Annotated in this window: 11 protein-coding genes; 6 read left to right on the top strand and 5 right to left on the bottom strand. The window is 67.1% G+C overall.

Annotation, left to right across the window (positions count from 1 at the left end; translation table 11 throughout):
• Positions 1 to 531: 531 nt before the first annotated feature.
• From V3B46_RS06725 to V3B46_RS06710, 4 genes are all read left to right on the top strand, one after another.
• Positions 532 to 912 (top strand): tautomerase family protein, encoded by a 381-nt coding sequence (locus tag V3B46_RS06725; RefSeq protein ID WP_154262533.1) that lies wholly within the window; start codon positions 532 to 534, stop codon positions 910 to 912.
• 191 nt (positions 913 to 1103) lie between these two features.
• Positions 1104 to 1499, top strand: coding sequence for a DUF2946 family protein (locus V3B46_RS06720; protein ID WP_154264910.1), 396 nt, complete (start codon positions 1104 to 1106; stop codon positions 1497 to 1499).
• 129 nt (positions 1500 to 1628) lie between these two features.
• Positions 1629 to 3767: a TonB-dependent receptor gene (locus V3B46_RS06715; RefSeq protein ID WP_329891460.1), complete on the top strand. Its 2139-nt coding sequence runs from the start codon at positions 1629 to 1631 to the stop codon at positions 3765 to 3767.
• Positions 3768 to 3778: 11 nt separating this feature from the next.
• Positions 3779 to 5284 carry a PepSY domain-containing protein gene (locus tag V3B46_RS06710; RefSeq protein WP_329891459.1) on the top strand — a complete coding sequence of 502 codons (1506 nt, stop codon included), beginning with the start codon at positions 3779 to 3781 and terminating at the stop codon, positions 5282 to 5284.
• A 9-nt stretch (positions 5285 to 5293) separates the two neighbouring features.
• On the opposite strand, the gene V3B46_RS06705 is transcribed toward V3B46_RS06710, so the two are convergent.
• Complete coding sequence (locus V3B46_RS06705) at positions 5294 to 6427, bottom strand: MFS transporter (protein ID WP_329891458.1); 1134 nt, start codon at positions 6425 to 6427, stop codon at positions 5294 to 5296.
• 11 nt (positions 6428 to 6438) lie between these two features.
• Positions 6439 to 7215, bottom strand: a complete 777-nt coding sequence (locus tag V3B46_RS06700; RefSeq protein ID WP_121504027.1) for a DeoR/GlpR family DNA-binding transcription regulator — start codon at positions 7213 to 7215, stop codon at positions 6439 to 6441.
• A gap of 159 nt (positions 7216 to 7374) precedes the next feature.
• On the opposite strand from V3B46_RS06700, the gene smqnr reads away from it, so the two are divergent.
• Positions 7375 to 8022 (top strand): SmQnr family pentapeptide repeat protein, encoded by a 648-nt coding sequence (smqnr, locus tag V3B46_RS06695; RefSeq protein ID WP_154262537.1) that lies wholly within the window; start codon positions 7375 to 7377, stop codon positions 8020 to 8022.
• Between the two features lie 3 nt (positions 8023 to 8025).
• Here the strand turns inward: smqnr and V3B46_RS06690 are convergent, their stop codons facing one another.
• Both V3B46_RS06690 and V3B46_RS06685 read right to left on the bottom strand, forming a co-directional pair.
• A complete protein-coding gene (locus V3B46_RS06690) occupies positions 8026 to 8700 on the bottom strand; it encodes a class I SAM-dependent methyltransferase (protein ID WP_329891489.1) in 675 nt (224 codons plus the stop codon).
• 87 nt (positions 8701 to 8787) lie between these two features.
• Positions 8788 to 9486 carry a glutathione S-transferase family protein gene (locus V3B46_RS06685; RefSeq protein ID WP_329891457.1) on the bottom strand — a complete coding sequence of 233 codons (699 nt, stop codon included), beginning with the start codon at positions 9484 to 9486 and terminating at the stop codon, positions 8788 to 8790.
• A 100-nt stretch (positions 9487 to 9586) separates the two neighbouring features.
• Here V3B46_RS06685 and V3B46_RS06680 point away from each other — a divergent pair, with 100 nt between their 5' ends.
• Positions 9587 to 10546: a LysR substrate-binding domain-containing protein gene (locus V3B46_RS06680; protein WP_329891456.1), complete on the top strand. Its 960-nt coding sequence runs from the start codon at positions 9587 to 9589 to the stop codon at positions 10544 to 10546.
• On the opposite strand, the gene V3B46_RS06675 is transcribed toward V3B46_RS06680, so the two are convergent.
• Entirely contained in the window at positions 10485 to 11864 is a 1380-nt protein-coding gene (locus V3B46_RS06675; protein ID WP_329891455.1) for an aminotransferase-like domain-containing protein, read from the bottom strand. The two genes, V3B46_RS06680 and V3B46_RS06675, sit on opposite strands and share 62 nt — an antisense overlap.
• Between the last annotated feature and the right edge of the window lie 121 nt (positions 11865 to 11985).

Raw genomic sequence — 11985 nt, 5'->3', positions numbered from 1 at the left:
AGTGAAGGTGGCGGACGGTGCGGGTTGGCGTGCCAAGGCAAACAAGCTTCAAGGGAGAAGAACGCCTGGCGGATCTTGCGATCCCCACGCACCGCCCGCCATTGAGGGCAGTCGATGCATTCTCTCAGCTGCGATTTCTCTCGCAGCCCTTGAAGCCTGTTCGTTTATTCGAGACGCCAATCCCGGCCAAGGCGCCTTGCCTCGGCGCGGCGATCATCAAGCCGGGCAATCACATCGGTCTGTAAGGAAAGTTCTCAACTTTCCCCAGGCAGGCCAGACGTTTTCCGATGTGTGCCGTTCGACACGCGCGAGTAGTGCGGCCCATCACCGATGGCGCACATCGCCGCCCCTGCCGACCGTGCACATGGCGACTCCGGAGGGATGCCGCCACGGCAATCGCGTCACCCCGCGCGGCGGAGGCGGGACCATGCCACGCATGGAGCCAGAGGGTTCCATCCCTGTGCTGTCCCGCCACCCCGGGCAGGCGTAGTCTCAGCTCGTTGCCGTGCCCATCCACTCTGGAGTGCCACCATGCCGCTCGCCCGCATCGATCTTCGCAAAGGTAAATCCGCCGACTACCTGCAACGCGTCGGCGAAACCATCTACCAGGCCATGCGCGCGGTGGGCGTGCCGGAAAACGACCGTTTCCAGATCTTCCAGGAACGCGCGCCGGGCACGCTGATCTACGACCCCGGCTACCTGGGCGTGGACCGCACCGACGACTTCATCTGCATCCAGATCACCTGGAACGAGGGGCGCACGTTGGAGCAGAAGAAGGCGCTGTACGCCGGCATCGCCGATGGACTGCACGCGGCGGTGGGTATCCGCCGCGAGGATGTGTTCATAAATCTGGTGGAAGTGAAGCGGGAAAATTGGTCGTTCGGTAATGGTGTGGCCCAGTACGTGAGTTGATGCGCGAAAAGCATCCACGCATGGCGTGGATCTACTGAATGGAGGGCGTGCGCGAGGGAGGGCACGCCTGCGTCACCGTGTCGCAGGGGGCAAACCCTGAACGGGGTCCAAGGTTGGCCATGGCCCCGTAGAATGGCGGCGTGCGCCGTTCTGCTCTCCACCGCCGGTTCCAGGCCCTGGCATGGCTTGCCATGCTGCTGGTGCTGCTCGCCCCGCTGGTTAGCCGCTGGCTGGCGCATGGCCACGTCGCGGCCGCCGCACCGGTGGCAGCCCTTGATTACGCGATGCACGCAGAGCATGCGCAGCACGCGATGGACGGGCACCACGACCATCACGCGATGGCGATGCCGCACGGCGACGCCGCAAAGAAACCGGCCGCCGATCCACATGCCGATCATGAGATGGGCGTGGACTGCGATTACTGCCTGATCGCTGCACGGCTGATCACCCTGCTGGTGGCGGCAGTGCTGCTGTTGGCGCCGATGGCACCGGTGTGCCGCGCGCTGCGCGGTGCGGTGCGGGCGTTGCCGCAACGGATCAGCGGCACATTGGGAGCGCGTGGGCCGCCAGCCACGATGGCCGCCTGAGCCGCACGCGCGTTGCATTGAACATCTTTCCATGAGGTTGCCGGCCACGGCTGGTGCCCGCACGCGCGTGCTTGTCCCTTTCTGATTGCTGCCCTGCCATTGCGGGGTGGCCTTGCATGCCGTGAACAAATGAAAACGAACCCCAACTCCGCGCACCTGCGCCGGGCGACGCTGCCTGTCCTGTGCGCATTGCTCCTGCACGCCGCGCCCCTACTTGCCGCCGATGTGGCACCCCCGACCACGCTGGATACCGTGCGGGTGGTCGATACCCGCAGCGGCGAGCTGTCATCCACCGCCAGCGCCGGCTCCGCATTGGGCCTGAGCGTGCTGCAGACACCGGCCAGCCTGACGGTGATTTCGCGCGAACAACTGGAGCAGCGCGGCGACAGCAACCTCAACGATGCGATCAGCCGGGCGGGCGCGATCAGTGCGATGCCGCACCCCGGCAACGGCCTGAGCGCGCTGTCCAGCCGCGGCTTCACCGATGGCGCCTCGGTGATGCGCCTGTACGACGGGCTGCGCCAGTACGGCGGCGTGGGTATCACCTTCCCGTTCGATACCTGGTCGATCGAGCGCATCGAAGTGCTGCGCGGGCCGGCGTCGGTGATCCACGGGGATGGCTCGATCGGCGGCGTGATCAACATCGTGCCGAAGAAGCCCTCGCGTGGTGCGATCGAGAACGAGATCAGCGTAACCGTGGGCAGCGAGGACACCGCGCGGCTGGGCTTCGGCAGCGGTGGCGCGCTGACGCCCGAGCTGGCCTACCGGCTGGACGTGAGTGGAAACTACGGCGGTGGTTGGGTCGATCGTGGGCGCAACAGTGACGCGACATTCTCAGGTGCGTTGCTGTGGCAGCCGCGCGCGAACCTGCAGCTGACCCTCACCCATGCGCAGGGCTACCAGCAACCGATGCGTTACTTCGGCACGCCGCTGGTCGAGGGCCGCCAGCTGGAGGCGCTGCGCCACCGTAACTACAACGTGGCTGACAGCGAGATCCGCTACCGTGACCGCTGGACCCAGCTCGATGCGCTGTGGACGCCGAACGCGAACGTGGAATGGCGCACGCGCCTCTACCAGATCGACAGCCAGCGCGATTGGCGCAATGCCGAGGCCTATGTCTACAACCGCGCAACCGGCTTGATCGATCGTTCGGGCAATACCGAGATCACCCACAACCAGGACCAGACCGGGTTGACCTCGACGCTGCGTGTGCAGGGAACCGCAGGTGGCCTGCAGAACAGCTTCGCGGTGGGCCTGGACGCCAACCGCGCGCACTTCAAGCACACCAACAACACCTATGCCGGCAGCTCGGGCCCGGTCGATCCGTTCCAGCCGGTACCGGGCCAGTTCGCCAGCGACGCACCGAACCTGCCGCGCTACCGTAACGCCGCCGAGCAGTACGCACTGTTCGTGGAAGACCGCTTGGCGTTGAGCGAACGCTGGTCGGTACTGGGTGGGTTGCGCCACGACCGCGCGCGCATCGACCGTACCGATCTGATCAGCGGCCTGAACGCGTTCTCCAAGACCTACAGCAGCACTGGCTGGCGCGCAGGTACGGTGTTCGCGTTGCAGCCGACGCTGAGCCTGTATGCGCAGTACTCGCAGGCGGCAGACCCTGTCAGCGGACTGCTGATGATCAGCCCGGCCAACGGCGCGTTCGACCTGGCCAAGGGGCGGCAGATCGAAGTGGGCCTGAAGCAGGCCTTCGATGGCGGCGAGTGGACGCTGGCGGCGTATCGCATCCGCAAGACCGGGCTGCTCAGCCGCGATCCGCTGGTGCCGGACCGCCGCGTGCAGGTGGGCGCGCAGACCTCGCGTGGTATCGAGGCGTCGCTGAACTGGAACGTCGCGCCGAACTGGACGCTGGATGCCAACGCCACGGTGCTGAAGGCCGAGTTCGAGGACTTCCTGGAGACGACCGGCTCGCCGCAGGTACTGGTGTCACGTGATGGCAACGTGCCGCCGAACGTGGCCGAACGCCTGGCCAACGTGTGGTTGAGCTGGCAGTTCGCACCGGACTGGAGCGCGGCGGGTGGCGTTCGCTATGTCGGCAAGCGCTACGCCGACAATGCCAACACGCTGGAGTTGCCTGCCTACAGCACCACTGACCTCGCCCTGACCTGGCAGGCAGCACCGCGCACGCGATTGTCCGCGCGCCTGTTCAACGTGTTCGACAAGGCGTACTACGCCACCGCTTACTACACCAGCACGCAGTGGCTGCTGGGCGCGGATCGTCGCGTCGAGTTCACCGTCGACCATCGCTTCTGAGGACGCGCACCATGTCGCTGCGATCCACTGCCAAGCGCTGGACCTACCTGGTGCACCGTTGGCTCGGCATCGGCGGATGCCTGCTGATGCTGTTGTGGTTCGTCAGCGGCATGGTGATGCTGTTCATCGGCTACCCGAAGCTGACGCCAGGTGAGCGGCTGGCGGCGTTGCCGATGCTGGGTGAGGCCCGCAACCTGCAGGGGTTGTCGGTACTGCCTGCCGCCGTGCAGGCCGAGCCGGAGGCGGTGGCGCTGACCACGCTGCGTGGCGAGCCTGCGTATGTGGTGCGCACGGGAAGCAACGTTGGGGCGTGGTCAGCCGTCACCGGCCAGGCCCTGCTGCCAGTGTCGGCACAGCGCGCCGAAGCATCCGCTGCACAGTTTGCTGGTGGCCCGGCCTTTGTCGGTGCAATGCGCGTGGAGGAGGACCGCTGGACGCATTCGCGCGCGCTGGACGCGCACCGGCCGCTGTACCGGGTAGAGGTGGGGGGCGCACAGCCCGGTGACCTGTATGTATCCTCGCGCACCGGTGAAGTGGTGCTGGACGCACCGCATGTGCAGCAGCGCTGGAACTATGTGGGGGCCTGGCTGCACTGGCTGTATTTCCTGCGCATGCAGTCGGTGGATCCGGTGTGGACGTGGGTGGTGATCGTGCTGTCCGCGCTGTGCACGGCGGCGGCGGTCAGCGGCATCGTGGTGGGTGTGTGGCGCTGGCGTTTCCGCGGGCGCTACCGCTCCGGTGCAAAGACGCCGTACGTCGAACCGTGGATGCGCTGGCACCATCTGATCGGACTGATGGCTGCGGCCTTCGTGTTCACCTGGATCTTCAGCGGGCTGATGTCGATGAATCCATTGGGGGTCTTCAGCAGCACGCGCGAGGCGATCGATGTTGGACGCTATCGTGGCAACGCGGTAACGGTGGATGGCGCGTTGGGTGAGCCGGCGACACTTCTGGCCGCAGCCGGTGCCGAGCGCTTCCGGCCGGTGGACATCCAGTGGCGCCGCGTCGGAGGCGAGCTGTTCGCGGTGCTGCTGGACGGTCAGGGCGATACCCGCATCGTGTCCGGCAACGATGGGCATCTGCAGGTTGCGCGGTTGCTGCCGGCCGCGTGGCTGCAGCAGAAGGTGCGTGCGCTGTCCGCTGCGCCGATGCAGGGCTTCGTGGTGCAGCAGACAGCGGATGCCTACTTCTATCCGCGTGCGCCCGAGGCCATGAATGGTGCAGCGGTACGCCACTTCCCGGTAGCAGTGGTGGACTTCGGCGATGCCGAGGCGACGCGCGTCTATCTCGACCTGGCCACCGGCGATCCGTTGCTGACGATGGGGCATCGGGAACGGGTGGGGCGCTGGCTGTTCTACTTCCTGCACAGCTGGGACCTGCCGGCGATGCTGCGTCAGGACGCCACCCGGCTGGCTGTGTTGCTGCTGCTGAGCGCTGCTGGCACCGCGCTGTGTGCCACCGCGACGGTGATCGGCTATCGGCGATTGCGGATGAAGCTGCGGTACAGGCGGCGCTGATGCCCTGGGCTACGTCCGCAGCCAACGTGTGGACACGGCCACCAGCAACAAGGCCGTGGCCACGCCGATGAACGCAGTGATCAGGCCGAAGTGGTTGGCAGCAAAACCGATCAAGGCCGGGCCAGCAAGGATGCCGGCAAAGCCCAGCGTGGACACGGCAGTAATCGCCAGCGCACCCGGCATGCGCGTCTGGTGCCCAGCCAGCGAGAACAGGGCCGGGGCGATGTTGGCGCAGCCAAGGCCGACCAGCACATAGCCTGCCAGCGACGCCTGCCACGGCGTGACCAGGGTCAACACCAGCACGCCCGCCGCAGCAAGCAGAGCGCCGAAGACAATCGCGCGCTCGCGGCCCACACGCGCTACCAGTGCATCGCCGAACAGGCGCGCGGCGGTCATGGTCAGGGTGAAGGTCACATAGCCGATACCGGCAATGCTGGCATCGACGCGGCGCACATCGCTGAGGAACACCGCGCTCCAGTCCAGCATCGCGCCTTCGCCGAGGAAAGCGACGAACGCCAGCACGCCGATGAACAGCACGATGCCGTGCGGAATGGCCAGCATCGGTGTGTCGTGCGGCATGCGTTCGCTGTGCCAGTACGCCGCCGACAGCAGCATCACCAGCAGCATGGCGCCCACGCCGATCAGCACCGATGTCAGCGGCGGCAGCTGTGCGGACAGCAGCACGGTCATGGTGGCCGCGCCGAGGAAACCACCGATGCTGAAGAAGGCATGGAAGCCGGACATCATCACGCGCCGTGCTTCGCGCTCGACGATGACGGCCTGCACGTTCATCGTGCAGTCCATTGCGCCTACGGCGGCACCGAACACGAACAGCACCAGGCCGAGTGACCAGGCCGAACCGGCGAGGGCCAGGCCGGGCACGGTCAGGCAGATCAGCAGGCTGCTGGCCACCATCACCCGGCGGCAACCGAGGCGCGCGGCCAACACGCCGGACAAGGGCATCGCCAGCAGTGAGCCGGCACCGAGGCAGAGCAGCACCAGCCCCAGCGTGGCGTCGTTGATGCCGGTACGCGCCTTGGCGAACGGCACCAGCGTGGCCCACAGCGCGGTGGCGAAGCCGGGAATGAAGAACGCAGCGCGGGTCGCGTGCTGTTCGGCACGCGCGCGGTTGGCAAGGGACATGGGCAGTACGGTCAGGGAGGCGTGGGGTGCACCGCGATACCGGCGGCGCGGAAGCGCGCCGCCAGTGCGGGCGGTGCGGTGGTGGTCAGCACCAGGTCGTCGATCTCGTCCAGGCTGGCGATCTGCCAGTTGCCGCGCGCACCGAGCTTTTCGGTGGTGGCAGCGACGATGACGCGGCTGCTGCAGGCCACCATCGCGCGCTTGAGCGTGGCTTCTTCCGAATCCATCGCCCACACGCCGGTGTCGCCGTCCACCGCGCATGGGCCGGGCAGGTACACATCGGCACGCAGGCGCTGCACCTGGGCCAGTGCCTCGGCGCCGACTGCACCGCCGCCGCTGGCCAGGCGGCCGCCGATCAGCTGCACCGAAGTGCCTTCAAGCATGCTGGCAGCGGTGGCGATCTGCGGCGCATTGGTGATCACCGTCAGGCCGAGCGCGGCCGGCAACTGCTGGGCGATCGCCAGATTGGTCGAGCCGGCATCGAGCAGTACGACCTGGCCCGGTTGCAGCAGCGCGCAGACGCGGGCGGCCAGCTCGGCCTTGTCGCCGCGGTCGCGGGTCAGTCGCTCGCGCAGCGGCCGTTCCTTGGGCGGCGGCAGCACGGCGCCGCCGTAGACACGCTGGCACAGGCCTTGGGCGGCCAGCTCCCGCAGGTCGCGGCGGATCGAATCTTCGGAGACGGCATAGCGGCGCGCCAGTTCGGCGGCGACCACGCGGCCCTGCTGGCGCAGTTCTTCGAGGATCTGCAGGGTGCGCTGGGCGGGGAGGGGGCTGGGATCGGAGCTCATGACGCAAGTCTGCACGTTCGTGCATTAACGTGCAACAACGTGCATTTGGCGGAAGTGCACACAGAACGGCTGGACTGCCGGTGAATCCGCCGGCGCCCGGGTCTATGGATCACCTTTGCGGCCCGGCATCATGGCGGGGCACCCGGCATGGAATCCCCGATGTCCCCCACCGTTCACCGAAAGCTGCGCATCGGCGTGGACCAGTACACCGGCCAGAAAGTGGTCGACCAGCAGTTCCACGAATGCGACTTTTCCGGTGCTGACCTCACCGCCACTGAGTTCATCAACTGCAGCTTCTATGACGCTGAAAACAGCGCCGGCTGCCGCTTCAATGGCGCTACGCTGAAGGAGGCGAGCTTCCGCAGCTGTGACCTCAGCATGTGCCACTTCAACTTCATCAAGGCGCTGGGCCTGGAGATCAGCGAGTGCCGTGCGCAGGGCGCGGACTTCAGCAACGCCAGCTTCATGAACCAGATCACCACGCGCAGCGGGTTCTGCAGTGCCTTCATCAAGAAATCGAACCTGCGCTACGCCAATTTCTCGCGGGTGACATTGGAGAAGTGCGAACTGTGGGAGAACCGCTGGGATGGCGCGAATGTGAGCGGTGCCAGCTTCGCAGGATCGGATCTGTCCGGGGGCCAGTTCGAGGGGATCGACTGGAACAGCGCCAACTTCACCGACTGCGACCTGACCAACTCGGAGCTGGGCGAGCTGGACCTGCGCAGCACCAATCTGCGCGGCGCCACGCTGGATGTGCAGCAGGTGGCGCTGTTGATGCAGCGCATCGGCATCACGGTGGTGCCGTAGGCATCACCCGGCGTACACCACCCAGCCCTTGAAGCTGAAGCCGGCATAGAACAGCTCCACGTCGTTGAAGCCGGCCTCCTGCAGCAGGGCGACCTCCTGCTCGGGAGCCAGCAGCGGCAGCCGCTCGGCAATCGCTTCGATCGCGCGCTGCGCATCGGCGTGGGCAACCCCCGAGGCTTCGGCGAACGCTGCGTAGCGCTGCAACCAGCTCAGCTTGCCGGCCGGGTCCTGCGGCACGCTGTGGTGCGCCACCACCAGCGGCGCGCCGGGTTGCAGGCGCCGGTGCAGCTCGCGCAGCGTGTGCAGGCGCTGCGTGGGGTCCAGGAAGTGCAGGGTCAGCAGGCAGCTGGCGCCGTCGAAGCGCGCATCGGGTGCATCGTCGATATAGCCTTCCAGCAGCTGCACGCGCGACATCAGCGGACCCAGTGTCTGCTCGGCCAGTGCCAGCATCGGCGCGGCCGGGTCCACGCCCAGCAGCTGCCAACCCGGTTGGGCCTCGGCGAAGGCTTTCAGCTCCAGCCCGCCACCGGCACCGAGTACCAGCACGCGGCCCTGCACTGGGACACGTTCGGCCAGCAGCAGACGGCTCATCTGCTGCAGGGCGAGGAAACCGGGCACCTGGCGCAGTGGCGCTTCGGCATAGCGCGCCACCGCCTGCGGATCGGAGAACGTGGACAGGCGCGGATTCCTGCAGCGGGGGACATACCACTGTAGCGTGGCGTGCAAGAGGCATTGCCCGCCGCTGCCGCACGGGCAGGACAGGGCTCAGGCCGCTGTGGCCTCAAGCACGTCTTCCAGCCGCACCTCGCCGAGGAATCCACCGGCGCTGGTTGCCGGCTGCTGCGCTTCGATGGCGTGGGCGAACTGCACGCCGGCGTCGTCCTGCAGGCGCTCGAACAGCTGCTGCACCCTTGGGAACTCGCGACGATCGACCACCTGGTGATAGTCGTTCCAGCGCGCGATGCCTGCGAAATAGGCGTCGGCAAAGCTGCGCTGTGCGCCCAGCAGCCACGGGCCCGTGCCGATCATCTGCTCCAGCGCCTGGTGGGCGTGGCGCACCTTGGTCGTGCCATAGGCACGCAGCGCCTCGCCTTCATCGCCTTCCGCATGCTCCAGTGCGTGCCAAAGCGGCGCGTAGGCACCGAAGAAACTGGTGTTGAGATAGGCCAGCCGATGGTTGAGGCGATCGAAGCCGGAGGTGCCCTGTGCGAAGCCCAGGCCCTGTGCGATGCCCTTCGTGGCCAGGTGGTTGAGGATGGCCAGGCTCTCGCCGAGCAGCTCGCCCTGTGCGGTTCGCAGGGTCGGGGTTTCGCCCAGTGGATTGAGGCGGCGGTAGTCCTCGCCCTGCACCTGGCCGGGCATGTCGATGCGGCACAGGTGATACGGCTGGCGCAGCCACTCCAGCGCGATGATGGAGCCGAACGAGCAGCCCGAGGGCACGCCGTAGAATAGGATCGGGGTCATGGCAGGTTTCCGGTTCGAGCCGCGATGCGGCGGGTGAGGAAAGCGTGCCAGCGTGGACATTGCCCCGGAAGCCGTCCGAATGGCATCCTGAAGTCCACATATGTGGACGTTGCGCATGCTCAACCTCAACGATCTGGCCCTGTTCGTGACTGCGGTGGAGCAGGGCGGTTTCGCCGCAGGCGGGCGCCATCTGGGCCTGCCGCGCTCGACTTTGAGCAAGCGCGTGGCGCTGCTGGAAGAACAACTCCAGGTGCGGCTGCTGCAACGCAGTTCGCGCCGCTTCGCGTTGACCGAGGTCGGCCAGGCGTTCTTCGAACGCGCACGCACAGCCCTGTCTGAAGTGGAGGCCGCCGAGGCCATCGTCCGCGACCGCCAGGCCGAACCCAGCGGCACCGTACGCATCAGCGCTTCGATTCCGGTGGTGCAGGGCGAGCTCACCGCGTGCCTGCCTGCACTGGCCCGCCGCTATCCACGGCTGCGCATCGAAGTTGAAGCAAGTGATCGTTTCATCGATCTGGCTCAGGAGGGCATCGACATCGCCCTGCGCAGTCACTTCGGTCCGCTGCCGGATTCCGGGTTGGTGCAGCGCTCGCTGGGTAGCGAGCGCATCGTGCTGGTGGCGTCCCCTGGCTATCTGGCAGCCGCGCCGGCAGTGGATACGCCCGAGCAGCTACGTATGCATGCCGGCGTGCTGACCGCGCGCCATTCAACGCGCTGGACGCTGCACGGCCCCGACGCCCGCACCGTGCAGGTGGAGCCGCAGGTGGCGCTGGTCGGCAATGAATCGCAGCTGCTGATCGCGGCGGCCGAAGCGGGTCTTGGCATCACCGTGTTGCCACACAGCCTGTGCGCTGCGGCACTTGCCGCCGGCCGCCTGCAGCAGGTGCTGCCAGCGTGGCATGCCGGCGAAGTGACCACCAGCGTGCTGCTTTCGCATCGTCGCGGCCAGTTGCCGGGCGTGCGCGTGGTGGTGGATGCGCTGGTCGCGCATTACCAGCTCAACGCAGCGCGCGCGCCAGTACCTGCCAGATTCTCGGGTCCTGGCACTGCGAAACGTTGAAACGTACATAGTCAGCCGCGCGCTGCGATTGGCTGAACGCGTTGCCCGGCGCCAGCACGATGCCCTCGCGCAGGCATTGCCGCGCCAGTGCGGCGGCATCGCGGCCATCGGGCAGGCGGCACCACAGGAACAGGCCGGCTTCCGGTTGCAGCCACGGAGTGATGTCCAGCGTGTGCAATTTCCGCAGCGTGTGCCGGCGTGCATCGGCCAGGCGCGAACGCACCGATTGCATGTGGCGGCGATAGCCGCTGTCGGTCAGCGCGATGTGCATCAACTGCATCGCCAGATGGCCGCCGCCGAAGCTGGTCGCCAGCTTCAGGTCGGTCAATGCTTCGATCCAGTCGTGGCGCGCAGCGATGTAGCCGCAGCGCGAAGCCGCCGACAGCGTCTTGGAGAAACTGCCGACGTGGATCACCCGCGACAGCCCATCGAGCGCGGCCAGCCGCGGTGCAGGCTGCAGTTCGAAGTCGGCGAAGATGTCGTCCTCGACGATGATCAGTTCGCTGCGTTCGGCCAGGCCCAGCAGGCGGTGTGCGGTGCTCGCGGAAAGCACCGCGCCGGTCGGGTTGTGCAGACCGGAGTTGGTGATGTACAGCCGCGGCGAATGCGCCTGCAGCGCCTGCGCGAACGCCTCCAGATCCGGGCCGCTGTGCGTGTACGGCACGCCGATGGCCTGCACCTGGTGTGCCTTCAGCAGTGCGTGGTAGTTGAAATAGCTCGGGTCATCCACCAGCACGCAGTCGCCAGGCTTGAGCAGGAAGCGGCAGAGCAGATCGACCGCGTGCGTACCGGATTCGGTCAGCAGGATCTGCTCCATCGGTGCATCGATGCCCAGCGCCGCGCTGCGCCGTTGGAGCAGCTGGCGTAATGCGGGCAGCCCGAGCGGGCCGGCGTAGTCGACCAGCTGTGATGCATCGGCACGCGCCAGCCGACGCAGGCCGCGGCGCACGCCATCGTGATACAGCCAATCACTGGGCATCCAGCCGCAGCCCGGCTTGAGGTGGCCCGCCGGCGTTTCAAGCGATTGCCGCGACACCCACAGCGGATCCACCGCTCGGTCCAGCCGCGGCCCCATTTCAGCCAGCGCCAGCGGTGTGGCCGGCCCACTGACGTAGAAGCCGGATCCTGCGCGAGCACTGATCAGACCTTCGGCCGCCAGGCGCTCGTAGGCCTCGACCACGGTCGAGACCGACACCCCCATCGCCGCCGCCTGCGCACGTACCGAAGGCAGGCGCGAGCCGGGGCCATCCACCCGCGCACCGATGCGGGTGCGGACGGTCTGGATGACCGATTCGATGCGGGTGAGCGGACGCGGCATGGCGGAACCGTAGTGGAAGTGTGGGCAGTACAGTTATCTGCGACTGTACTGGATTGTAGCTGGGGTCGTTCCGCGCTGGATGCTCCCATACAGGTCCAGCCGGGCATCGTCCGGCACCGTC

Origin of the sequence: Stenotrophomonas sp. SMYL11 (assembly GCF_036320005.1) — a bacterium.
In the GTDB taxonomy this organism is placed as follows: Bacteria; Pseudomonadota; Gammaproteobacteria; order Xanthomonadales; family Xanthomonadaceae; genus Stenotrophomonas; species Stenotrophomonas maltophilia_A.
The sequence above is the reverse complement of the archived record's forward strand: the minus strand, read 5'-3'. Positions and strand labels throughout refer to the sequence as shown.